At 63.3% G+C, this 23,370-nt stretch carries 24 protein-coding genes; 8 read left to right on the forward strand and 16 right to left on the reverse strand.

Translation table 11 applies throughout. The features are described from left to right. The first annotated feature begins 66 nt into the window (after positions 1-66). Entirely contained in the window at positions 67-963 is an 897-nt protein-coding gene (locus DJ563_RS21360; RefSeq protein WP_033702359.1) for a peptidoglycan DD-metalloendopeptidase family protein, read from the forward strand. Positions 964-997: 34 nt separating this feature from the next. Here DJ563_RS21360 and DJ563_RS21365 read toward each other — a convergent pair whose 3' ends face one another. The 3 genes from DJ563_RS21365 to phoB form a co-directional block, all read right to left on the reverse strand. Further along, positions 998-2,338 (reverse strand): hemolysin family protein, encoded by a 1,341-nt coding sequence (locus DJ563_RS21365; protein ID WP_033702357.1) that lies wholly within the window; start codon positions 2,336-2,338, stop codon positions 998-1,000. 139 nt (positions 2,339-2,477) lie between these two features. Next, the gene (phoR, locus tag DJ563_RS21370; RefSeq protein ID WP_274097480.1) at positions 2,478-3,785 is read right to left on the reverse strand and encodes a phosphate regulon sensor histidine kinase PhoR; all 1,308 of its coding nucleotides are present in this window, start codon (positions 3,783-3,785) and stop codon (positions 2,478-2,480) included. 139 nt (positions 3,786-3,924) lie between these two features. Beyond that, positions 3,925-4,614 (reverse strand): phosphate regulon transcriptional regulator PhoB, encoded by a 690-nt coding sequence (gene phoB / locus DJ563_RS21375; protein WP_003253341.1) that lies wholly within the window; start codon positions 4,612-4,614, stop codon positions 3,925-3,927. Positions 4,615-4,787: 173 nt separating this feature from the next. On the opposite strand from phoB, the gene DJ563_RS21380 reads away from it, so the two are divergent. Next, the gene (locus DJ563_RS21380; RefSeq protein WP_274097479.1) at positions 4,788-5,159 is read left to right on the forward strand and encodes a COG4315 family predicted lipoprotein; all 372 of its coding nucleotides are present in this window, start codon (positions 4,788-4,790) and stop codon (positions 5,157-5,159) included. A gap of 61 nt (positions 5,160-5,220) precedes the next feature. On the opposite strand, the gene ubiA is transcribed toward DJ563_RS21380, so the two are convergent. After that, a complete protein-coding gene (gene ubiA, locus DJ563_RS21385) occupies positions 5,221-6,111 on the reverse strand; it encodes a 4-hydroxybenzoate octaprenyltransferase (protein WP_156309979.1) in 891 nt (296 codons plus the stop codon). After that, positions 6,111-6,668 carry a chorismate--pyruvate lyase family protein gene (locus DJ563_RS21390; RefSeq protein WP_434518304.1) on the reverse strand — a complete coding sequence of 186 codons (558 nt, stop codon included), beginning with the start codon at positions 6,666-6,668 and terminating at the stop codon, positions 6,111-6,113. The genes ubiA and DJ563_RS21390 overlap by 1 nt, the downstream gene beginning before the upstream one ends. Positions 6,669-6,847: 179 nt before the next feature. On the opposite strand from DJ563_RS21390, the gene DJ563_RS21395 reads away from it, so the two are divergent. The 4 genes from DJ563_RS21395 to DJ563_RS21410 all read left to right on the forward strand — a co-directional run bounded on the left by DJ563_RS21395 (position 6,848) and on the right by DJ563_RS21410 (position 9,206). Beyond that, a complete protein-coding gene (locus tag DJ563_RS21395; RefSeq protein ID WP_274097477.1) occupies positions 6,848-7,015 on the forward strand; it encodes a rubredoxin in 168 nt (55 codons plus the stop codon). Between the two features lie 33 nt (positions 7,016-7,048). Next, positions 7,049-8,197 (forward strand): NAD(P)/FAD-dependent oxidoreductase, encoded by a 1,149-nt coding sequence (locus tag DJ563_RS21400; protein ID WP_274097476.1) that lies wholly within the window; start codon positions 7,049-7,051, stop codon positions 8,195-8,197. 187 nt (positions 8,198-8,384) lie between these two features. After that, positions 8,385-8,684: an HU family DNA-binding protein gene (locus DJ563_RS21405; RefSeq protein WP_274097475.1), complete on the forward strand. Its 300-nt coding sequence runs from the start codon at positions 8,385-8,387 to the stop codon at positions 8,682-8,684. Positions 8,685-8,831: 147 nt separating this feature from the next. Next, positions 8,832-9,206: a helicase gene (locus DJ563_RS21410; RefSeq protein WP_274097474.1), complete on the forward strand. Its 375-nt coding sequence runs from the start codon at positions 8,832-8,834 to the stop codon at positions 9,204-9,206. A gap of 54 nt (positions 9,207-9,260) precedes the next feature. Here the strand turns inward: DJ563_RS21410 and DJ563_RS21415 are convergent, their stop codons facing one another. From DJ563_RS21415 to exbB, 6 genes are all read right to left on the reverse strand, one after another. Further along, positions 9,261-10,664: an aminoacyl-tRNA deacylase and HDOD domain-containing protein gene (locus DJ563_RS21415; RefSeq protein WP_274097473.1), complete on the reverse strand. Its 1,404-nt coding sequence runs from the start codon at positions 10,662-10,664 to the stop codon at positions 9,261-9,263. A 78-nt stretch (positions 10,665-10,742) separates the two neighbouring features. Continuing rightward, positions 10,743-12,821, reverse strand: a complete 2,079-nt coding sequence (recG, locus tag DJ563_RS21420; RefSeq protein WP_434518305.1) for an ATP-dependent DNA helicase RecG — start codon at positions 12,819-12,821, stop codon at positions 10,743-10,745. 3 nt (positions 12,822-12,824) lie between these two features. Continuing rightward, positions 12,825-13,751, reverse strand: coding sequence for a hydrogen peroxide-inducible genes activator (locus DJ563_RS21425; protein ID WP_033702334.1), 927 nt, complete (start codon positions 13,749-13,751; stop codon positions 12,825-12,827). Between the two features lie 94 nt (positions 13,752-13,845). Beyond that, a complete protein-coding gene (locus DJ563_RS21430; protein ID WP_033702333.1) occupies positions 13,846-14,577 on the reverse strand; it encodes an energy transducer TonB in 732 nt (243 codons plus the stop codon). Then, positions 14,574-15,002, reverse strand: coding sequence for a TonB system transport protein ExbD (gene exbD / locus DJ563_RS21435; RefSeq protein WP_033702331.1), 429 nt, complete (start codon positions 15,000-15,002; stop codon positions 14,574-14,576). The genes DJ563_RS21430 and exbD overlap by 4 nt, the downstream gene beginning before the upstream one ends. 3 nt (positions 15,003-15,005) lie before the next feature. Next, a complete protein-coding gene (gene exbB / locus DJ563_RS21440) occupies positions 15,006-15,998 on the reverse strand; it encodes a tonB-system energizer ExbB (protein WP_274097471.1) in 993 nt (330 codons plus the stop codon). A 192-nt stretch (positions 15,999-16,190) separates the two neighbouring features. Here exbB and DJ563_RS21445 point away from each other — a divergent pair, with 192 nt between their 5' ends. Then, complete coding sequence (locus tag DJ563_RS21445; protein ID WP_434518306.1) at positions 16,191-17,048, forward strand: SDR family oxidoreductase; 858 nt, start codon at positions 16,191-16,193, stop codon at positions 17,046-17,048. A gap of 63 nt (positions 17,049-17,111) precedes the next feature. Here DJ563_RS21445 and DJ563_RS21450 read toward each other — a convergent pair whose 3' ends face one another. The 5 genes from DJ563_RS21450 to DJ563_RS21470 all read right to left on the reverse strand — a co-directional run bounded on the left by DJ563_RS21450 (position 17,112) and on the right by DJ563_RS21470 (position 21,781). Further along, complete coding sequence (locus DJ563_RS21450; protein WP_033702323.1) at positions 17,112-17,837, reverse strand: hypothetical protein; 726 nt, start codon at positions 17,835-17,837, stop codon at positions 17,112-17,114. A 56-nt stretch (positions 17,838-17,893) separates the two neighbouring features. Continuing rightward, positions 17,894-18,274 (reverse strand): RidA family protein, encoded by a 381-nt coding sequence (locus DJ563_RS21455; protein WP_033702322.1) that lies wholly within the window; start codon positions 18,272-18,274, stop codon positions 17,894-17,896. 23 nt (positions 18,275-18,297) lie between these two features. Then, positions 18,298-20,406, reverse strand: a complete 2,109-nt coding sequence (gene spoT / locus DJ563_RS21460; RefSeq protein ID WP_033702320.1) for a bifunctional GTP diphosphokinase/guanosine-3',5'-bis pyrophosphate 3'-pyrophosphohydrolase — start codon at positions 20,404-20,406, stop codon at positions 18,298-18,300. A gap of 59 nt (positions 20,407-20,465) precedes the next feature. After that, complete coding sequence (gene rpoZ, locus DJ563_RS21465; RefSeq protein WP_012312123.1) at positions 20,466-20,729, reverse strand: DNA-directed RNA polymerase subunit omega; 264 nt, start codon at positions 20,727-20,729, stop codon at positions 20,466-20,468. 179 nt (positions 20,730-20,908) lie between these two features. Further along, the gene (locus DJ563_RS21470) at positions 20,909-21,781 is read right to left on the reverse strand and encodes a LysR family transcriptional regulator (protein ID WP_274097469.1); all 873 of its coding nucleotides are present in this window, start codon (positions 21,779-21,781) and stop codon (positions 20,909-20,911) included. 244 nt (positions 21,782-22,025) lie between these two features. On the opposite strand from DJ563_RS21470, the gene DJ563_RS21475 reads away from it, so the two are divergent. Further along, positions 22,026-23,369 carry a glutamine synthetase family protein gene (locus DJ563_RS21475; RefSeq protein ID WP_434519739.1) on the forward strand — a complete coding sequence of 448 codons (1,344 nt, stop codon included), beginning with the start codon at positions 22,026-22,028 and terminating at the stop codon, positions 23,367-23,369. Position 23,370: the final 1 nt, after the last annotated feature.

The following is a 23,370-nucleotide window of genomic DNA, read 5'->3' on the forward strand; positions in this document are numbered from 1 at the left end:
TGTCATACTCACCGCAAAAGCCGCTGCTAGGCTTCGACAGATCATACCTGTCAAAAAGCCACTATCATGCCCGCCCGCCTGCTGCTGTTCTGTGCATTGCTCATGGCCTCGGCGTCGAGCCTGGGCGTGACCCTCTACCCGATCACCGATGCCGACGGTGTAGCGGCCTATTCCGACCGGCCAGGCCCCGGCGCCAAGCCACTGGAGCTGCGCGAATCCATGGTCGAGTACCAGGAAAGCCAGGTGCGGCTCAACGCGGTCGTCTTCCAAGGTGGCGTCAGCTTCTCTGCGCGCAATGAGTCGCACGTGCCGGTGCAGGTCGAGTTGCACCTGGACAAGCTGATAAACGCGCAGGGCGGCAATGCCCCCCGTATCGTGCGCAGGGTGCTGCCAGGGCGTTCAACGCAAATGCTCAGCGTGCTCAGGGGCCGCCCCGGTACGTTGCTGGGTTACCGCTCGACGCTGCTGCAAGCCATGGGCGACCCGGGGCTGCGGCCGCAGGGCTTTCGCTATGCCTTCCCCTGGCTTGGCGGGCCATTCCGGGTGAGCCAGGGGCCCAACGGCCGTTTCAGCCACTTCGGCCCCAAAGGGCGCTACGCCATGGACATCGCCATGCCTGAGGGCACCACCATCGTTGCCGCACGCGAAGGCGTGGTGGTAAGGGTCGAGAACAGCCAGACCGGGCGCGGCAGCAACCCCTCGGGCAATTTCGTCAGGGTGCTGCACGCGGACGGCACCATGGGCGTGTACCTGCACCTGATGCGCGGTTCGGTGGTGGTGGGCGAGGGGCAGCGGGTGAAGCAGGGGCAGATGCTGGCCAAGTCAGGCAATACCGGCAACAGCAGCGGACCGCACCTGCATTTTGTGGTGCAGCGCAACGTGGGCTTGGCGCTGGAGTCGATACCGTATCAGTTCGACAGGCCAATCAGCGGGCTGCCGGACTTCACCGCCGGCAACCCTTGAGCGGGCTGGGGCCGGAAGGCGGCCCCGCCTGAGGTCAATCCAGCTTCAGCACCTTGGCCAGGACGATCTTCGGCCCTTTCATCTTCTTGATGATGATGCGCAGGCCTTCGACCTCCAGCACTTCCTCTTCCTCAGGTACGCGCTTGAGGGTTTCATAGATCAGCCCCGCCAGGGTTTCGGCCTCGATGTGGTCAAGGTCGATACCCAGCAGGCGCTCGACCTTGAACAGCGGCGTGTCACCGCGCACCAGCAGCTTGCCCGGCTGGTAGGCGAGGATGCCGCGCTCGGTCTTGCGGTGTTCGTCCTGAATGTCGCCCACCAGTACTTCAAGCACGTCTTCCATGGTCAGGTAGCCGATCACCTTGCCATCGGCTTCTTCCACCAGCACGAAATGCGCACCGCCCTTGCGGAACTGCTCCAGCAGCTGCGACAGCGGCATATGCCGGGAGACGCGCTCCAGCGGCCGGGCCAGGTCTTCAAGGTCAATGGTTTCGGGCAGGTGGTCGAGCTCGGCGAGCTCCAGCAGCAGGTCCTTGATGTGCAGCAAACCGGTGAACTCTTCGCGCTCGGCGTCGTACACCGGGTAACGGCTGAACTTGTGGCGGCGCAGCAGTGCCAGGATCTGCTTGAGCGGGGCGTGGGCGTCGATGCTGACCATGTCCTCGCGGGAGTTGGCCCAGTCGACCACTTCCAGCTCGCCCATTTCCACCGCCGAGGCCAGCACGCGCATGCCTTGGTCGCTCGGGTCCTGGCCGCGGCTGGAGTGCAGGATCAGCTTGAGCTCTTCGCGGCTGTAGTGATGCTCGTGGTGCGGGCCAGGCTCGCCTTGGCCGGCAATGCGCAGGATGGTGTTGGCGCTGGCATTGAGCAGGTAGATGGCCGGGTACATTGCCCAGTAGAACACGTACAGCGGCACTGCCGTCCACAGCGACAGCAGCTCGGGCTTGCGGATCGCCCAGGACTTGGGCGCCAGCTCACCGACCACGATGTGCAGGTAAGAGATGACGAAGAAGGCGACGAAGAACGAAATGCCCTTGATCAGCTCCGGCGTGTCGACGCCCAAGTAGGCCAGCAGCGGCTCCAGCAGGTGGGCGAAGGCCGGCTCACCGACCCAGCCCAGGCCCAGCGAGGCGAGGGTGATGCCCAGCTGGCAGGCGGACAGGTAGGCGTCCAGCTGATTGTGTACCTTGCGCAGGATGCTGCCACGCCAGCCGTGCAGTTCGGCGATGGAATCGACGCGGGTGGAGCGCAGCTTCACCATGGCGAACTCGGCGGCTACGAAGAAGCCGTTGAGCAGTACCAGGAGCAAGGCAAAGATGATCATGCCGAAATCGGCGAATAACGAGGTGAGGCTGATACCAGGGGAAGGGTCCATGATGGATTTTTTACGGGGTCCGTCTTTGGGGAATGGAGAAAAAAAGTGCCAGCACAGGCTGGCACAGGGGATCCAATGTAGCGGTTGAAGCCGCAAAAGCAAAGGGTGATGGACGTGATGGGGCTGTTGGGCAGCCCGTTCAACCCTTGCCGTTAGCCAATTGTGCTGGTGCGAAATGGCAGGTGAAGGTGCTCCCATGCCCCGGCACACTGCTGATCTCCAACCGCCCGCGATGGCGCAACAGCACATGCTTGACGATCGCCAGGCCCAGCCCTGTGCCCCCGGTATTGGACGCCCGGCTGGAGTCGACCCGGTAAAACCGCTCGGTCAATCGCGGCAAATGCTTGGCATCGATACCAATGCCAGAATCCTGCACGCTCAGGTGTGCTCCGTGCGCATCGGCCCACCAGCGGATGCGAATGCTGCCCTCGTCCGGGGTGTACTTGACCGCGTTGAACACCAGGTTGGAGAACGCACTGCGCAGCTCGGCCTCGCTGCCCTTCAGGCACACGCCGGGTGCGGCCTCCAGGCTGATGCGCTGGTTGCGCGGCCCGGACAGCGCCTGGGCATCGCCCTTGATCGACTGCAGCAAGGCATCGATCGACACTGGCAGGTTGTCGGAGGGGTAGTCGGTGGCTTCCAGCTTGGCCAGCAGCAACAGGTCGTTGAGCAGGGTCTGCATGCGCGAGCCTTGCTGGCTCATCTGCTGCAGGGCCCGGCGCCAGCGCGGGTTCACGTCCTCGACGTTGTCCAGCAGGGTTTCCAGGTAGCCGGTAATCACCGTCAGCGGTGTCCGCAGCTCGTGGGAAACGTTGGCGACGAAGTCCTTGCGCATCTGTTCGAGCTGGTGGATGCGGGTGACGTCGCGCACCAGCATCAGGTGCTCGTTGTTGCCGTAGCGAGTGATGTGCAGCTGCACGCGCATACGGTCATTGATCGGCGAGGGGATTTCCAGTGGCTCGACGTAGTTCTCCGCTTCGAAGTACTCCTTGAAGCGCGGGTGGCGTACCAGGTTGGTCACCTGCTGGCCGCCGTCCTGCGGGGTCTTGAAGCCCAGCAGGGTTTCTGCGGCGCGGTTCCACCACTCCAGGTTGCCGTCGCTGTCGAGCATGATCACCGCATCGCGCAGCGCGGCAGTAGACTCCTGGACCCGGTCGATCACCGCTTGCAGGCGGCCGCGCACGCGTTGGTCGCGACGTTGCAGGTGATAGATGCTGTCGAACACTTCGCCCCACAGGCCGTAACCGTCGGGTGGCGCCTCGTCGGGTTGGTGGTTGCGCAGCCAGTCATGCAGGCGCAGCAGCTGCTTGAGGGTCCAACCCAGGTACAGCGCCAGGCCGATGGCCAGGCTCCAGCCGTAATAGCCGCTGACCAGCCCGCCGACCAGGCAGACAGTGATCAGCAGCAGCAGGTGGCGAATCAGGGTCGCGTGCCAGTTCTGGTTCAATTTGACGGGATCCTTCGGATCCAGCTGCAAGTTGCAAGCTTCAAGCTGCAAGAAGAAGCGGATCTGTGATGCTGATAGTCCTTTTTCTAGCCTTCACGCTGCCGGCTTTTGCTTGCAGCTTGCAGCTTGCAGCTTGCAGCTAGCTTTTGGTCGAGAAGCGGTAGCCAGTGCCACGGACGGTTTGTACCAGATTTTCGTAAGCTTCACCCAGCGCCTTGCGCAGGCGGCGGATGTGCACGTCGACGGTACGCTCCTCGACATAGACGTTGCCGCCCCAGACCTGGTCGAGCAGCTGGCCACGGGTGTAGGCGCGTTCCTGGTGGGTCATGAAGAACTGCAGCAGGCGGTATTCGGTGGGGCCCATCTCGGCGGGCTTGCCGTCGATGGTCACGCGGTGGCTGATCGGGTCGAGCAGCAGGCCGCCTACTTCAATCGGTGCCTCGCTGTCGCTCGGGCCGGTGCGACGCAGCACGGCCTTCAGGCGGGCGACCAGTTCGCGCGGCGAGAACGGTTTGGTGATGTAGTCGTCGGCACCCACTTCCAGGCCCTGGATCTTGTTGTCCTCTTCACCCTTGGCGGTGAGCATGATGATCGGGATGTCCCCGGTCAGCTCGTCACGCTTCAGGCGGCGGGCCAGCTCGATACCCGAGGTGCCCGGCAGCATCCAGTCGAGCAGGATTAGGTCAGGCTTGCGGTCGACGATGATCGCGTGGGCCTGCTGGGAGTTTTCTGCTTCCAGGCAGTCGTAGCCGGCCATTTCCAATGCAACGGCGATCATCTCGCGAATAGGCGCTTCGTCGTCGACGATCAGAATGTTCCTGCCAACCATGCTCAAAACCTCTCCTGGAAAATCGTGTCTGGCCCGCATTAGATAACGGAATTATTGCAGCTGTGTGACAGGACATTGGCTGTTATGGCGACATTGCATGACTGGGCTAGGCTTCAAGGGGCCGCTGTGGCGGCAAATCCGAACTCATTTCCCCCGTAACAATGGTGAATCCAATGACACGACATACGCTGAGCTGGATGGCCCTTTTCGCTGCGCTGGCGCTCCCGGGGGTGGCCTCGGCCCACCATGCGATGGAGAAGAACGGCATGTGGGTCGATCATGCCGGCATGACGCTGTACACCTTTGACAAAGACGCCGGTGGCAAGTCGATGTGCAATGGCGAGTGTGCCAAGAACTGGCCGCCATTGATGGTGAAAGCCGATGATGAGCCTGCCAAGGACAAGTGGTCGGTGGTAATGCGTGATGATGGCGCCAAGCAGTGGGCTTATGACGGCAAGCCACTGTATACCTTCATCAAGGACAAGAAAGCCGGTGACATGACCGGTGATGGCGTGAAAGACGTCTGGCACGTCGCCAAGCCTTGAGGCACTTTGCATGACCCTGTGGAAGCGGTTAGACCCGCTCCCACAGGGTCTGTATTGACTGTCAGCGCAGCGCGTAGTCCAGGACCACGCCAATGAAGACCAGCAGCCCCGCCCAGTGATTGTGCAAAAACGCCTTGAAGCATGAATCCCGGTCCAGTTTGCGTGTCGACCAGAACTCCCAGGCAAAGCACACGGCAGCCGCCAGCAGCCCCAGGTGGAACCAGCCACCCAGCTCGAAGCGGCTCCCCGCCAGCAGCAGGCAGCCCAACGACAGCAGCTGCAAGGTCAGGATGATCACCCGATCCGCTTCGCCGAACAGGATGGCCGTCGACTTCACGCCGATCTTCAGGTCATCGTCGCGATCGACCATGGCGTAGTAGGTGTCATAGCCCACGGTCCACAGCAGGTTCGCGATGTACAGCAGCCAGGCGCTGGCCGGCAGCTCGCCCCCGGCCGCCGTGAAGGCCATGGGGATGCCCCAGGAATACGCGGCGCCCAGCACCACCTGCGGGTAATAGGTGTAGCGCTTCATGAACGGGTAGCAGAACGCCAGGGCTACCGCCCCGAACGACAGCCAGACCGTGCGGCTGTTGGTGCACAGCACCAGCAGAAAACTTACCGCGACCAGAATCGCGAACAGCGCCAGAGCCTCGCGTGGCTTGACCCGGCCGCTGGCCAGGGGGCGGTCGGCGGTGCGTTTGACGTGGCCATCGACCTTGCGGTCGGCAAAGTCATTGATGCAGCAACCTGCGGCGCGCATCAGCACAACGCCAAGGCCGAAGATCAGCACGTTGGCCAGGGTCGGCGAACCTTGCCCGGCAATCCACACCGCCGACAGGGTAGGCCACAGCAGCAGGTAGATACCGATCGGGCGGTCCATGCGGCTTAGCTGGACAAAATCCCAGGCGCGCGGGTGCCAGCGGTTAAGCGACTTGAGCAATTGCAGGTACATCAGCGGGTTTCCTCCTTGGCCGCTTGCCACAAGGCTGGCAGGAATACCTCGGCCACCAGCAGGTCCAGGCCGTCCCGTTCGAAACGTGAGCGGCGGCCCCAGAGCCTGTCGTGCGCGGCTTCGGCCGGCAACCAGGCCTGTGGATAACTGCACACCTCGATAGGGTGTCGAATGAATGCCTGATCACAGAACAGCAACTCGCCCAGCGAGCGGCTGCCCAGGGTCTCGAGGTCCAGACCGCCGCGCTCCAGGGCGCTGCGGCTGGCCACGCTGCGGGCGAATACCCAGGGCTGGCCATGACCGCGCAGGTAGACTTCGCGCACCCAGCCTTGCGCCCCGGGCGCAATGCCCAGCGCCTGGCACTCGTCATCGCGCAGGGTCTGCCAGCCTTCAAGCAGCGGGGTCACGCAGAAGTGCTCGCGGGACAGGTGGGTCAGGCGGCGAGTCAGCGAGCCCTCGTCGAACAGCCAGCCCAGGGTCGGCTGGTCGAGCTTGGTCGCCAGCTGTGAATACGCCAGCCACGCGACAGCGGCTGCTTGCGAGGATTCGTACGACACGTCGGTATGCTTGTTACAGCCAGAGAGGCGGCGAGCTTAGCATGTTGCCCCGACTGCTTGCATACTGCTGGCAGGGCCAGTAAAAAGCCCCCAAAGATTGCGCGATGGCCCTGTGTGCGGCTTGCCCGCGAAAACCCATCAGCAGCGACACAACGCCTGAACCGAGGAACCGCGTACCCATGAAGAAGTGGCAATGTATTGTCTGTGGCCTGATTTACGACGAGGCCGAAGGCTGGCCGGATGACGGCATCGAGCCTGGTACCCGCTGGGAAGATGTGCCGCAGGACTGGCTGTGCCCCGACTGCGGCGTGGGCAAGAGCGACTTCGAAATGATCGCCATCGGCTGATCACAACCCTGTTTCAACTGAGGAAAGCACGACATGACGTCCCCTGTTGTCATCATCGGTACTGGCCTGGCCGGTTACAACCTGGCCCGTGAATTTCGCAAGCTCGATGGCGAGACGCCGCTGCTGTTGATTACCGCCGACGATGGTCGTTCCTACTCCAAACCCATGCTCTCCACGGGCTTCGCCAAGCTCAAGGATGCCGATGGGCTGTGCATGGCCGAGCCGGGCGCGATGGCCGAGCAGCTCAAGGCCGAAATCCGCACCCACACGCGCATCAGCGGTATCGACCCCGGGCACAAGCGCCTGTGGATCGGCGAAGAGGCCGTGGCCTATCGCGACCTGGTACTGGCCTGGGGTGCCCAGACCGTGCAGGTACCGATCGAGGGCGATGCTGGCGGGCAGGTTTTCCCGATCAATGACCTGGAGGATTACGCACGCTTTCGCGCCGCCGCCGCCGGCAAACAGCGCGTGCTGGTGCTGGGTGCCGGGCTGATCGGCTGCGAGTTTGCCAATGACATGAGCCTGGGCGGGTTCAAGGTCGATGTGGTGGCCCCGTGCGAACAGGTCATGCCGACCCTGTTGCACCCAGCCGCTGCCGCCGCCGTGCAGGCCGGGCTCGAAGGGCTTGGCGTGCGCTTTCACCTGGGCCCGGTGCTGACGCGTCTGCAGCGCGTGGCTGAAGGCCTTGAGGGGCACCTGTCGGATGGCAGCGTGATCGCCTGTGACCTGGTGGTGTCGGCCATCGGCCTGCGCCCACGTACCGATCTGGCCGCTGCCGCCGGCCTCAGGATCAACCGCGGTGTGGCTGTGGACCGCCAGTTGCAAACCTCCCACGACAACATCTACGCCCTGGGCGACTGTGCCGAGGTCGATGGCATCAACCTGCTCTATGTCATGCCGCTGATGAGCTGTGCCCGGGCCTTGGCGCAGACCCTGGCCGGCAACCCCACGGCCGTCAGCTACGGCCCGATGCCGATCACCGTGAAGACCCCCGCATGCCCGCTGGTTGTCTCGCCGCCACCGCAGGGGCGTGAAGGCACTTGGCAGGTGCAAGGGCAGGGCAGTGACCTCAAGGTGCTGTGCCACGATGCCGACGGCACGCTGCTGGGCTATGCCCTGACCGGTGCGGCAGTCATGGAGAAGCTGGCCCTGAATCGCCAGTTACCGCCTGTAATGGCCTAAATAGACGGCGTTCTGTCGGATTTACCCGGTTGTTGCCCACACAATGGCCGCCCAGATACTGGCGCGGCCTCGGTGGGCGTGCCATTCTCACTTCCGTCTGCCGCAGATTAGAGCCTGCGGTGCCTTGAGCGCTGCCCCCAGAGGCAGCACGGCATAACAACAAAAATCCCGTCAAAGAGGCTTTACCATGCGCAAACCAGAACTCGCCGCTGTCATCGCCGATAAGGCCGACCTGACCAAGGAAAAGGCCAACGTGGTGCTGAATGCGATTCTCGACAGCATCACCGGTGCCCTGGACAAGGACACCGTGACCCTGGTCGGTTTCGGCACCTTTGAAAAACGTCACCGTGGTGCGCGTACCGGCAAGAACCCACAGACCGGCGAGCCGGTAAAGATCAAGGCCAGCAACACCGTAGCCTTCAAGCCTGGCAAGAACCTGCGCGATAGCGTTAACACGCCTGCCAAGCCGGCCAAGAAAGGCAAATGATCCACACCTGACAACCCCAGTGTCAGCCAAGCGGGCGCCCCAGGGCGCCCGTTGTGCTTTGTGTGGGGATATGTTGCGAACTTGCGTAAATCGTTCGATAAAAGGATAAACTGCGCGACTCAGTCATTTTTTATTCGAGGCGCGTTGATGAAGTTCCGCTTTCTTCTCTGGGCCATGGGGCTGTTGATGGCCAGGGCCAGCCGTAACAACCCGGCGTTCAAGCAGCAGCTCAAGGACAAGGACCTGGTCTTCCAGATGCAGACCCTGGACGGCAAAATCGCCCGGCACTTCATCGTCAGTGACGAACGCATCAGCAGCAAAGGTGGCGCGCACCCAGAGCCTGCCTTCGCCATTGCGTTCAAGGATGCCGCTTACGGGTTCGCCACGCTGCAGGCGGGCAACAAGCAGCTGGCCTTCATGCAGGGGATTCAGGACAAGAACATCCAGATCAAGGGCAATCCGGCGCTGGTGATGTGGTTCCAGGGCTTGATGAAGTACCTGAAGCCGAAGAAAAAGCGCTGAGGTCGCAGGCCCTGCGGGGGCGGGTTGACCCGCCCACACAGAGGCCAATGCGCATCAATGCGGGGCGTGGAACTGCGAAGCCAGCTCGCGCAGCAAGGTCTCTGCCTCCAGCACCTTGTTCACCACATCCTCGGCCTTGTCCCGCGTTACCCCCAGCCGCTCCAGCAGCTCATCGGGTACTTCCTCCTGTGGCCCTGAGCCAATGCCGCGCGAACGCAGCAGGCGCGTCGCCAGGCATACCAGGTTGGGGAATGCCGCGTAGTCGCCGTCATAGGACGGGTCGTGCTGGAAGCGCAGCGCAGTCGAGAGCTCTTCGGGCATGTCCCACAGTTTCATCAGCCAGGCGCCGATCTGTTCGCGGTTGATACCCAGCAGGTGCTGTTCCACGTAGGTGTGGCACAGGTGCGGGTTGACCTCCAAATGGCGGCAGATCAGCGAGAAGTGGGGCGGGAACACATGCGCCAGCAGCAGGTAGCCAAAGTTGTGCAGCAGCCCGGCCAGGTAGGTCAGGCCAGCTTCGGGGCGTTCTGCCCGCGGCATGGCGCGGGTCAGGCCCTCGATGATGGCTGCGGTGTAGATCGACTGTTGCCAGTACGGCGTGGCTTGCTGCGGGTGGTCTTTGGGCAGGCTCAGTGTCTTGCCCAGGGCCAGCCCAAGGGCCAGGTTGATTACCAGGTCGAAGCCCAGCACGCGCACGATGGCGTCTTCCACCGAGCGGATCTTGCCGGGTGAGGCGTAGTAGGGCGATGCCGCCCAACTCACCACCTGGGCAGCCAGCGCCGGGTCGGTCTCGACCACGCCGGTAATGTCATCGATGCTGGCGTTGGGGTCTACGCGCAGCTTGATGATCTTCTGCGCGGTGTCGGCCAATGGCGGGATTTCGATGGTTTCTTCCAGGCGTTTCTGGATGCGGCGTGCCGTGAAGGCCTGGACGGCCTGGCTGATCTCGTGGGGGTCGTCATGCGGCCGGTCGAGGTTAGGGCTGATGGCCTTGACCTCCTGGCCAAAGCTGCTGGCGCTGGCCTTGGTGAGCATGCGCTTGAAGTTCGTGCGGTCGATCTCGAGCAGCAGGCCGGCTTCACCGGACTGAATCAGCACGGTCTCGCAGTCGAGCAGGCTTTTTTCGTATTGGCACGGCGAGCTGGTCAGCGCCGGAATGCCCGGCAGGCGCTTGAGGTGGTGCTTGTCGAGCATCTGCTTGAGCCGTGGCACCGATACCGCCGTCAGCTTGCGACCGGTCAGCTCGCCCAGGCGATTGAGGTCAAGCAGCTGGCTCTGTGGGAACAACACCATCAGGGCGCCGATTTCGTCGTCGAGCAAGACCGCCTGCACCCGCGAGGCGGCGGGCAATTGCGCATGCTCGACCACTTCGCGGTAGGTGACGCCCACCTTATCGAGCAGCAGCCTGATGACAGAGGGGGCGTGTGGGGTTGCGGTGTCCAGGGCAACTTCAGTCATGGTCCGTATCCACTCGTTCTTTTAAACGCGAAGTATAACCAGTCCCGTCGCAAATCTGGATCCATTCTGGGACTGGCGTCACACTTGGCCATATTGCTGGCCATGGCGCAGCCAGCGGTCAAGCAGCGGGCTGACGTGGTCCGGCCAGCGCGCGATCAGGGCTTGGGCGGCATCACGCACGGCCGGCAGCAGGTCGGCATCGCGCATCAGGTCAGCGACCTTGAACTGTAGCAGACCGGTCTGGCGGGTCCCCAGCATCTCGCCAGGGCCGCGCAGTTCCAGGTCTTTTTCGGCGATGATGAAGCCATCGTTGGTTTCGCGCATGATCCCTAGGCGTTCGCGGCCGATCTGCGACAGCGGCGGGTGATACAGCAGCACGCAATGGCTTGCAGCGCTGCCCCGGCCTACCCGGCCGCGTAGCTGGTGCAGCTGGGCCAAGCCCAGGCGCTCGGGGTTCTCGATGATCATCAGGCTGGCATTGGGCACGTCCACGCCCACCTCAATGACCGTGGTCGCGACCAGCAGCTGCAGCTCTGCGGCCTTGAACTGCGCCATGATTTCGGCCTTTTCCGCAGGCTTCATGCGCCCGTGGATAAGGCCGACCCGCAGCTCGCCCAGGGCGCTGCCAAGCTCCTCATAGGTACTCTCGGCCGCCTGGCAGGTGAGTTCTTCGGATTCTTCGATCAAGGTGCACACCCAGTAGGCCTGGCGCCCTTCTGCACAGGCGGCGCGTACCCGCTCGACCACCTCGAAGCGGCGGCTGTCGGCCACCAGCACGGTGTTCACGGGGGTACGCCCGGGTGGCAACTCGTCGAGCACCGAGGTATCGAGGTCGGCGTAGGCGCTCATCGCCAAGGTCCGCGGGATCGGCGTGGCGGTCATGATCAACTGGTGCGGGCAAAGCTCGCCGGCCACGCCTTTCTTGCGCAGGGCCAGGCGTTGCTGCACGCCGAATCGGTGCTGTTCATCGATGATCGCCAGGGCCAGGTGCTTGAATTTGACCTCTTCCTGAAACAGCGCATGGGTGCCCACCACCATCGGTGCGCCGTTGGCGATCTGCTCCAGTGAACTGGCGCGGGCCTTGCCTTTGAGCTTGCCAGCCAGCCATGCCACCTCGATGCCCAGCGGTTCGAGCCAGCGCTTGAAGGTGATGTAGTGCTGTTCGGCGAGGATCTCGGTGGGCGCCATCAACGCCACCTGGTAACCGGCCTCCAGCGCTTGCAGCGCCGCCAGTGCAGCGACCACCGTCTTGCCGGCACCGACATCGCCTTGTACCAGGCGCATCATCGGCTCGGCCTGGGCAAGGTCGTAGGCAATTTCGTTGGCCACACGCTGCTGGGCACCGGTCGGCTTGAAACCCAGGTTGGCCAGGTACTGCGCCGGCAACCGGCTGGCCTTGGGCAGCACGGGGGCACGCAGGCTGCGCAGGCTCTCGCGCAGCCGTTGCTGCGACAGCTGATGGGTCAGCAGTTCCTCGAAAGCCAGGCGGTGCTGAGCCCAATGCTGGCCTTCGGCAAGCTCGTCGAGGTCGGCATCGGCCGGCGGGTTGTGCAGATAACGGATGGCGTCGTCCAGCGGCGCCAGCTGGTAGTCCCGGGCCAGCTCATCGGGCAGCCAGTCTGGCAGGCTGCGCGGGCCAAGCATGCCCAGGCTTTGCTGGCAGAGCAGGCGCAGGCGTTGCTGGGTGAGGCCTTCGGTGGTCGGGTAGATCGGCGTCAGGGTCTGTTCTACCGGGGGTGGAGGCTCGTCGCCGTTCAGCGCCCGGTACTCTGGGTGATAGATCTCCAGGCCAGAGGCGCCAGGGCGGGCTTCGCCATAGCAGCGCAGGTGCGTGCCGCGTTTCAGGCCTTCTTTCTGCGCGTTGCTGAAGTGATAGAAGCGCAGGCTCAGCACCCCGCTGCCATCACCCAGGCGCACCACCAGGCTGCGGCGCTTGCCCATGGTCACGTCAGCGCCACTGACCACCCCTTCGATGACCGCGTCCTGGCCTGGGCGCAGGGCGCCGATGGGCACCACGCGGGTGCGGTCCTGGTAGCGCAGCGGCAGGTGGAACAACAGGTCCTGCAGGTTCTCCAGGCCGACCTTGGCGAGTTTTTCCGCCATGGCATCGCCCACGCCCTTGAGTACCGTGACCGGGACCTTCGACAGCTCACTCATGACTCAGGCCGGCTGTTCCGCAGAGGGTTTGGCGACCGAGCAGAGGCGGATCGAGTCGGCGAGGATCTCGATGGCCTTGGGCCGCGGGAAGCTGGCACGCCAGGCAATGGCCACGGTACGGAACGGTGCCGGTGCCGTCAGTGGGCGCACTTCGATGACGCCCGGCGCGTAGTGGTGGCTGTGCACCGCCGACAGCGGCAGGATCGAGACGCCAAGGCCCGAGGCGACCATGTGGCGAATGGTTTCAAGCGAGCTGGATTCCACCGTGGTGTGCCGGGCGCCTTCACCGCCCTTGTTCAGGGTCGGGCAGGCTTCCAGGACCTGGTCGCGGAAACAGTGGCCTTCGCCCAGCAGCAGCAGGCTCTTGTCGTTGAGCATGGCGGTATCGATGGTTTTTTTCGCCGTCCACGGGTGATCGGCGGGCATCAAGGCGCAGAATGGCTCATCGTACAGCGGCAGGGTCAGCACGTCGGCTTCGTTGAACGGCAGGGCGATGATCACCGCGTCCAGTTCGCCGTTGCGCAGCTTTTCGCGCAGTACGTGGGTGAAGTTCTCTTCGATGTACAGCGGCATCTGTGGTGCCACGCGGTGCAACTGCGGGATCAGGTGCGGGAAGAGATAAGGGCCGACGGTATAGATGGCACCGACCTTGAGCGGGGCGGTCAGTTGGTTCTTGCCGGCCTGGGCCAGCTCACGGATGCCCTGGGCCTGTTCCAGTACCTTCTGCGCCTGGGCAACGATGCTTTCACCGACCGGGGTCAGGCGAACCGCGCTCTTGCTGCGCTCGAAGATCAGCACGCCAAGCTCGTCCTCGAGCTTCTTCACACCGACCGACAGGGTCGGCTGGCTCACGTGGCAACGTTCGGCCGCGTGGCCGAAATGCTGTTCCTGGGCGAGTGTGACGATGTAGCGTAATTCTGTGAGGGTCATAACGTGCGTCCATGAAGTTGCGAGCCCAGCATAGCGGCTGCAATCGATAGACGCACGTTATCAGACTTGCCGATTTGTGACAGAAACAAAAGTCTCAGCGGCGGTCCAGCGAGTAGACGAACGGCGCCACGACTTCGATCGTGCCGTTGTTCAGCAACTCCGGTGGCGGCTTGGGTACCGTGCCGGCGCGACGGATCATTTCCAGCGTTGCGCGGTCCAGTGCTGCACTCCCCGAACCACCCGCCATGGCGTACGACACTACCTTGCCTTCGGCATCGACCACGAAACGCAGGCGGTTGATGCCCTGCAGGCCGCGACGACGCGCGTCTTCCGGATAGCGCTTGTACTTGGCCAGGTGGCGCAGCAGGTCGCTCTGCCAGGTAGGCAGGGCGTTGCTGTTGGACGCGATGCTCGGTGCCGGTGCTGCGGACTTCTGGGGCGGCGTATTGCTTGGCGGTGCATCAACCACCTCCTCGGTCGGAGGCGCTTCCTTCGGCGGCTCAGGCTTTTTCTCAGGCTTGGGCGGCTGTGGCTTGGCCTTCGGCTTGGGCGGCTTGGCGATGGCGATCTTGGGTTTAGGCGCTTCCACCAGCTTGGGCAACGGCAGTTCTTCGACCGGTGCCGGCGGCTGTGGGGCGGCTTTGGGAGGAGGTGGTGGCGCAGGCTCCGGCAACGGTGCCAGCTCGACCATCATGGCTGCCGGCGGCAGCTCGATGGCCTGAGGCACCGACCAGTTGAGCGTGAGCAGCACAGCGACGGCATGGACACCCAGCACAAGTGCCAGGCTGCCGCTGTAACGCGCCAGATTGTGCCGCGTCTTCGTCATTTCTTGGCTGCCGTCTCGAGACCTACCAGACCGACTTTGAGGTAGCCGGCCGCGCGCATGTTGTTCATCACTTCCATCAGGTCACCGTAATCCACGCCCTTGTCGGCCTGGAAGAAGATGGTGGTTTCCTTGTCGCCCTTGGTCTTGGCGTCGAGCATCGCGCCAAGTTGCGCGGGTGCAGGTACCTGGTCGTCTCCGACATACAGCTTCTGGTCGGCCTTGACGCTGACGAACACGGGTTTCTCGGGCCTCGGCGCCGGCTTGGCGGTCGAGGCTGGCAGGTCGACCTTGATGTCGACCGTTGCCAAGGGCGCCGCCACCATGAAGATGATCAGCAGTACCAACATGACGTCGATGAACGGCGTAACGTTGATTTCGTGGTTTTCGGCGAGGTCGTCGCCACCTTCGTTGAGATGCAGGCCCATGGCTTACCCCACTTTCACCATGTGCGGGGCGGCGCGCTCGCTGCCTTGGTGGTCCAGGTCACGGCTGACCAGCAGCAGCACCTGGGCAGAAGCGTCGGACACCTGAGCCTTGTAGCCGGCAATGGAGCGGGCGAAGACGTTGTAGATGACCACGGCCGGGATTGCCGCAACCAGGCCCAGGGCTGTTGCCAGCAGGGCTTCGGCGATGCCGGGGGCAACGACTGCCAGGTTGGTGGTCTGGGTCTTGGCGATGCCGATGAAGCTGTTCATGATGCCCCATACGGTGCCGAACAGACCGACGAAGGGTGCGGTGGAACCGATGGTGGCCAGTACGCCGGTGCCGCTGCTCATGTTGCGGCCGCTGGCAGCGACCAGGCGCTCCAGGCGGAAGGCGACGCGTTCCTTGATGCCTTCTTTTTCACGCGCGTTGGCCGACAGGCGCATTTCTTCGAGGGCATCGTGGACCAGGGTGTGGGCCAGGGTGCCTTCCTTGTTGGAGACCTCGCTGGCTTCCTTGAGGCTGGCGGACTTCTTCAACTGGGCGATCTCGCCGCGCAGACGACGCTTGGCGCCCATCAGCTCGAAGCCTTTGGCGATCCAGATGGTCCAGGTGATGATCGAGGCGATGGCCAGGCCGATCATGACGATCTTCACCACGATGTCGGCGTTCTTGTACATGCCCCATGGCGACAGGTCGTGGGCCATGCCCAGGGTAGTATCCTCGACCAGTGCTTCGACGCCCGGGTCTACAGCGACCGGTGCATCGACCGGGGTCGCGGCAGGCGCGTCGGCAACGGGCGCCGAGCCATCAGCGGCCGGGGCTGGGGCGGCGGCGGGAGTAGCGGGGGCGGCAGCGGCAGCAGCAGGTGTGCTGGCGTTGGCGGTTGGCTCATCGGCCATGGCCACTGGGGCCAGCACCAGGCTGAACATCAGCGCGGCGATGGCACGCCAGGCGCGCGACGGGGTTGGCGAAGCGGAGGGTTGAGTACGTGTCATGCTAGCCGGACCTGATGAAGAAAAAGAGTGAACGTTCTCCAAGGCCTCGAGAGCGGCCGAGAACAGATAGGGGCGCCATTATTGCAAGTAATTCTTGTTAACAAAAGTAATCTCGTTGCTTTTTTCGCCTATCGTCTAGCCGCCCATCGTGTAGCGTGGCTGGTTTGATCCACTGGTCTAGGGAGTTTTGAGATGTTGGACCTGTCCGTAATGGTCGTAGGTTGTGGTGATGTAGGTGGCCGGCTTGCCCGGCAATTGCTTGCCCGTGGCTGGCTGGTGAGCGGCTTGCGCCGTTCGATCGCGCAACTGCCCGAGGGCGTTGTGCCGGTGGCTGCCGACCTGTCCGATGCGGCCATCCCCGCAGCGTGGCCGCAGCGTGCGTCGGATTATCTGGTGTATTGCGTGGCGGCCAGCCAGCACGATGAGGTGGGGTATCAGGCCGCCTATGTTGACGGCCTGCGCCATGTTCTGGCTTGGCTGGCAGCGCGTGGGCAGCACCCACGACGCCTGTTGTTCGTGTCCAGCAGCAGCGTGTTTGCGCAACAAGAGGGTGAGTGGATCGATGAGACGGCGGCCACTGAACCTGAAGGGTATTCCGGGCGCGTAATGCTTGAAGCCGAGCGCCTGGCGTTGGCCAGTGGTATCCCGGCAAGCGTGGTGCGTTTGACCGGCATCTACGGGCCGGGCCGTGAGTGGCTGCTGAGCCAGGTACGCCAGGGGTATCGGGTGGCCGAGCAGCCGCCGCTGTATGGCAACCGCATCCATGCCGAGGATGCAGCGAGCCTGCTGGCCTTCCTGCTGCAGGCGGATGCCGACGGCGTGGCGCTGGACGATTGCTATATAGGTGTCGATGACGACCCGGCGCCGCTGGCCGATGTGGTGGCCTGGTTGCGCGGGTACATGGGGGTTACCGAGTGGTCGGATGAGCAGCGGGTGCGCCGTACCGGCAGCAAGCGCTGCAGCAATGCCCGCGTGCGGGCATTGGGCTGGGTGCCGGCGTATCCGAGCTACAAGGAAGGGTACGCGGCCATTCTGCAAGGGAAAGGCTGACGGGCTGGGGCCGCTTAGCGGCCCTTTCCGGCCGGTCCGGGGCCGGCAAGGCCGCGAATGGCTTCAGTTCTTCTCAAGCACCCACTGACGAGAACCGGCTGCCAATGCAGGCATCTCGTCCGGCTGTGCACGGTTCACCGCCTGGAAAATCTCCAGCTTGTCGCCATCACGCTTGAGAATGAACGGCGCACCACGTTGCTTGCGCTCCAGCCACAGGCTGTCGTTGCTGCCGCCCATGGTCGCGCAATCGCCCGCCAGGCACAGGGCAAAACGGTCCGGGCCGGGCAGGCCGGTCACGCCGCCGTTATCGGCGAAACGCACCACGCTACCTTGACCCTGGCCTTCGACGATCTTCCAGTCGCCGCCCAGGTAAGCCTGATACAGCGCCTTCTCGAAGCTGCCACCCAGGGGCGCATTGCCCGGCTGCTTGGCGCGCACGAAGGTCTGCTTGGCACCGGACTGGTCGGTGGTTTTCAGCTCGTCACCGTCCAGCTCAAGCTGCTCGGTCTGCCCGCCCTGGAAGCTGGCCTGCCACTGCTTTTCAGTGGCGCTCAGTTGGCCATCGGCGGCCTCGAAACCATTGCTGAAGCTGGCCTGCTGGTCGGCTATATCGAGTTTCCACTCGAACACCGGGCCATGCTCATTCAGGGCCTGACGCAGGCTGCCACCCTTGACGGCGGCTTTGATGGCGTCCTGGTTGATCCAGGTGCCGTTGAAGTCTTCGGGTTTATGACTGGCGCAACCGCTCAAAAGCAGGGCTGCCAGCGCGAGGGGCAGTGCTTGACGCATGGTAGGTAACCTTGGGGGAGAGAGCGTGACGGGCAGAGCGCCCGTCACCGGGGGCATCACTCGATGACCAGGATCGCGTCCATTTCGACCTGCGAGCCTTTCGGCAGCGCGGCAACGCCAATCGCGGCGCGGGCTGGGTAAGGTTGTTCGAAGTAGCGGCCCATCACCTCGTTGACCTTGGCGAAGTGGCTCAGGTCGGTGAGGAAGATGTTCAGCTTGACGATGTCCTTGAACGAACCGCCAGCGGCTTCAGCCACGGCCTTGAGGTTCTCGAAGACCTGAACGGTCTGAGCTTCGAAGCCTTCGACCAGTTCCATGGTTTTTGGGTCCAGCGGGATCTGGCCCGACATGTAGACGGTGTTGCCGGCCTTGATCGCTTGCGAGTAGGTACCGATAGCGGCGGGGGCTTTGTCGCTGGTAATGACGGACTTGCTCATGATGACTCCTTGCGGTTGGCGGACTACGTACGCATGCGGGTGATGCGGACCACACCGGTCAAGGTACGCAGCTTCTTGATCACACGCGCCAGGTGCACGCGGTCGTGCACGCTGACCACCAGTTGGACCACGCTGATACGGCCGTCGCGTTCGTCCATGCTGATCTTCTCGATATTGCCGTCGGCGGCATTGACGCTGCTGGCCAGCAGCGCGATCAAGCCGCGTTGGTGCTCCAGCTCGACGCGCAGCTCGACGTTGAATTCGCCAGCGATGTCCTTGGCCCAGGAAAGCTGCACGCACTTCTCTGGGTTGTGGCGAATTTCACTGATGTTGCGGCAATTTTCCAGGTGCACGACCATGCCTTTGCCCGCCGACAGGTGGCCGACAATCGGGTCACCAGGGATCGGCGTGCAGCACTTGGCGTAGCTGAGTACCAGGCCTTCGGTGCCGCGAATCGCCAGCGGGCCTTCCGGCGCCGGCAGTTGCTCGCCTTCGGCCGACAGCAGGCGGCGGGCGACCACATAGGCCATGCGGTTGCCCAGGCCGATGTCTTCGAGCAGGTCTTCGATCAGCTCCAGGCGGTATTCGGCGAGAATCGCCTGAATGCGCTCCTGGGGGATCTTTTCGAGGCTGCTGTCGAAGCCGGTCAGTACCTTGTTCAGCAAGCGCTCGCCGAGGCTGATGGACTCGGAGCGGCGCTGTTGCTTGAGCGCGTGGCGGATGTGCGTGCGCGCCTTGCCGGTGACCACGAAGTTGAGCCAGGCCGGGTTCGGCCGGGCGCCCGGCGCGCTGACGATCTCTACCGTCGAGCCGCTCTGCAGGGGCTCCGACAGTGGCGCCAGGCGGCGGTTGATGCGGCAGGCGATGCAGCTGTTGCCAACGTCGGTGTGTACCGCGTAGGCAAAGTCGACGGCCGTGGAGCCTTTGGGCAGCTCCATGATGCGGCCTTTTGGCGTGAACACGTAGACCTCGTCCGGGAACAGGTCGATCTTCACGCTCTCGATGAATTCCAGCGAGTTGCCCGCACGCTGCTGCAGCTCGAGAATACCCTTGACCCACTGACGGGCACGGGCGTGGCTGCCTTTGGGCTGTTCGTCGTCGTTGGACTTGTACAGCCAGTGCGCGGCGATGCCATTGTTGGCCATCTCTTCCATTTCGCGGGTGCGGATCTGGATTTCGATGGGCACGCCATGCATGCCGAACAGCGTGGTGTGCAACGACTGATAGCCGTTGGCCTTGGGGATCGCGATGTAGTCCTTGAAGCGACCGGGCAGCGGTTTGTACAGGTTGTGCACGGCGCCGAGCACGCGGTAGCAGGTGTCGACCTTGTCGACGATGATGCGGAAGGCGTACACGTCCATGATCTCGTTGAAGGCGCGGCGCTTGCCGCGCATCTTCTTGTAGATGCCATAGAGGTGTTTTTGCCGGCCGCTGACCTCGCCCTCGATACCGTCGGCGGCCAGGCAGTTGGCCAGCGACTGTTCGATCTTGGCGACGATCTCTTTGCGGTTGCCGCGGGCGCTCTTGACCGCCCGATGGATCAGCGACGAGCGCATCGGGTGCATGGCCTTGAAACCGAGGTCTTCGAATTCGACGCGCACGGTGTGCATGCCGAGCCGGTTGGCGATGGGCGCGTAGATTTCGAGGGTTTCCTTGGCGATGCGTCGGCGTTTTTCGCCAGACAGCACTTCCAGCGTGCGCATGTTGTGCAGGCGGTCGGCCAGCTTGACCAGGATCACGCGGATATCGCGGGCCATGGCCATGGCCATCTTCTGGAAGTTCTCGGCCTGCGCCTCGGCCTTGGTCTCGAAGTTCATCTGGGTCAGCTTGCTGACCCCATCGACCAGCTCGGCGACCGTCTCGCCAAACTGCTGGCTGAGGGCTTCCTTGGCGATGCCGGTGTCTTCGATCACATCGTGCAGCATGGCCGCCATCAGGCTCTGATGGTCCATGTGCATGTCGGCGAGGATGCTGGCCACGGCCAGCGGGTGGGTCACATAGGGCTCGCCGCTGCGGCGGCGCTGCCCATCGTGGGCCTGTTCGGCGTAGAAATAGGCGCGACGAACCAGGTTGACCTGTTCGGGGCCCAGGTAGGTCGACAGCCGTTCGGCTAAGGCTTCTATACCCGGCATGGGTTCACCTCTTGCAGAGGAAGAGGGCCTTGTGCCGCGCGACGTCGACCTGGCATCAATCAGACAGCCTCGTTGGACTCGTCCTCGAACGCGGCGAAGACCGGATCCTCGGTGACGATCTCTTCAGCGGCGATGAACTCGTTGGTGACGATGCCTTCGGCAATTTCACGCAGGGCAACTACGGTCGGCTTGTCGTTTTCCCACGCTACGCGTGGCTCTTTGCCGCCGGTCGCCAGCTGACGGGCGCGCTTGGTCGAGAGCATGACCAGCTCAAAACGGTTATCCACGTGTTCCAGGCAGTCTTCAACAGTTACGCGGGCCATGGTCTTCCTCAGTAGCAAATGCGGTAGGCGTGCAGCCCAATTTGGGCAGGCGGACTCAATAGTTTAAAAAATCACCAGCCAATAGGGAAGCGATGTTTTGCCGGGTGCGGATCATAGCGCTCCCTGTGGTAACGGCTTTGCCCGCGAAAGGGCGGGAACAGACACCCTGATCTTGTATCTCACAACATCGCGCCGCGCAACCGTGGGGTCAGTTCTTCGAACAGCGTCTGCACCGAGCGCAATGCCCGGCAATCGGGCCGGGTCAGCAGCCACAGCTGGGTGTCGCAACCGGCCAGCGGCCCGCTCAGCGCATCGACGCCTGGCAAGGCGTGCACCATGTAATCGGGCAACGCCGCCACGCCCAACCCGGTGCTGACCAGCTGCGCGATGGTCGACATGCCGCTGCACTGGTAACGCGGGCTCAGGCCGGGGTATTGCTGGTTGCGCCAGACCACGGTGGGGTGGTCCTGCATCGAATCGTCCGGTGCGATCCACGGCACGCTGTTGGCCGCCTCGTTCAGGCGCTCGCGCCACTGCGGGTGGCCGCAGATCACATAGGAAGTCGAACCCAGGCACCGGCCGACCAGATGCTCCGGTGGCGTGTTGGTCAGGCGCAGGGCAATGTCGGCATCGCGCCGGCTGAGGTTGGCGAAGGTATTGGAAGTGCCCATTTCCAGCGACAAGGCCGGGTAGTTGGGCATGAATTCGGCCAATGCCGGCAACAGCAGGCTGTGCATCACTGCCTCGGTGCACGTCAGACGAACGGTACCGCTGACTACCTGCTCGCCACTGGTCATGGCGATGCGTGCGGCCTCCAGCGCCTGCTCGGCGCGCTCGGCCTGCTCCGCCAAGGCCTGCGCCGTGTCGGTCGGCAGGTAGCCTTTACGGCTCTTTACGAACAGTGCCGTGCCCAGTGCCGACTCCAGCCGGCGGATCGAACGGAACACCGTCGAAACATCGACTTTGAGCAGTTCGGCAGCCTTTGCCAAGGAGCGGCCACGTTCCAGGGCCAGGACCAGGGAGAGGTCGGCATGGGTAATCTGATATTGCATTGGTGCACGCTCTGCTTGCCGAAATGCCAATGTCTGTTGCGTTGAGGCCATTTTATAGTGGAACCGCCCCTGGGAATCAATGCGCCCGGTCGGGCAACCAATCCCCACGATGGGAAAGTGAAAAAAACAACAGCTGCAACCATCGTCGCCCGTGAGGCGCCAGCCGTATCCCCACATCGCCGCAGCAAATCAAAGGATGTACACCATGACGTCGGTCACTCCGTGCGCCAGTTCTTCCAGCGAGATGAAAGACTTCCTCCAGGCCCATCCGGACACTCAGTACGTCGATCTGCTGATCTCCGACATGAACGGCGTGGTACGTGGCAAGCGCATCGAGCGGGCCAGCCTGCACAAGGTGTACGAGAAAGGCATCAACCTGCCGGCGTCCCTGTTTGCCCTCGACATCAACGGTTCGACCGTTGAAAGCACGGGCCTGGGCCTGGATATCGGCGATGCCGACCGCATCTGTTACCCCATCCCCGGCTCGCTGTGCAACGAGCCGTGGCAGAAACGCCCCACCGCGCAGCTGCTGATGACCATGCACGAAATCGAAGGCCAGCCGTTCTTCGCCGACCCGCGCGAAGTGCTGCGCCAGGTGGTGAGCAAGTTCGATGACCTGGGCCTGGATATCTGTGCCGCATTCGAACTCGAGTTCTACCTGATCGACCAGGACAACCTCAACGGCCGCCCACAGCCGCCGCGCTCGCCGATTTCCGGCAAGCGCCCGCAGTCGACCCAGGTGTACCTGATCGACGACCTCGACGAATATGCCGACTGCCTGCAGGACATGCTCGAAGCGGCCAAGGAGCAGGACCTGCCTGCCGACGCCATCGTCAAGGAAAGCGCCCCGGCGCAGTTCGAGGTCAACCTGCACCACGTTGCCGACCCGCTGAAGGCCTGCGACTACGCGATCCTGCTCAAGCGCCTGATCAAGAACGTTGCCTACGACCATGAAATGGACACCACCTTCATGGCCAAGCCCTACCCGGGGCAGGCGGGCAACGGCCTGCACGTGCATATCTCGCTGCTGGACAAGAAAACCGGCAAGAACATCTTCGCCAACAGCGACCCGCTGCAAAGCGACGAGCTGCGCCACGCCATCGGTGGCGTGCTGGAGACCATGCCGGCGTCGATGGCCTTCCTCTGCCCGAACGTCAACTCCTACCGCCGCTTCGGCGCGCAGTTCTACGTCCCCAATGCGCCAAGCTGGGGCCTGGACAACCGCACGGTTGCGGTTCGTGTGCCGACCGACAGCAGCGAAAACGTGCGCATCGAGCACCGCGTGGCCGGCGCCGACGCCAACCCGTACCTGATGCTCGCGGCCATTCTCGCCGGCATTCACCACGGCCTGACCAACAAGGTCGAGCCGGGCGAGCCGATCGAGGGCAATTCGTACGAGCAGCTGGAGCAGACGCTGCCGAACAACCTGCGCGATGCCCTGCGTGCGCTGGATGACAGCGAAGTGCTCAACCAATACATCAGCCCGGACTACATCGATATCTTCGTCGCCTGCAAGGAAAGCGAGCTGGCAGAGTTTGAAGTGTCGATCTCCGACCTCGAGTACAACTGGTACCTGCACACGGTGTAAG

Source organism: Pseudomonas sp. NFX1, from assembly GCF_051123555.1.
GTDB classification, from domain to species: domain Bacteria; phylum Pseudomonadota; class Gammaproteobacteria; order Pseudomonadales; family Pseudomonadaceae; genus Aquipseudomonas; species Aquipseudomonas capeferrum.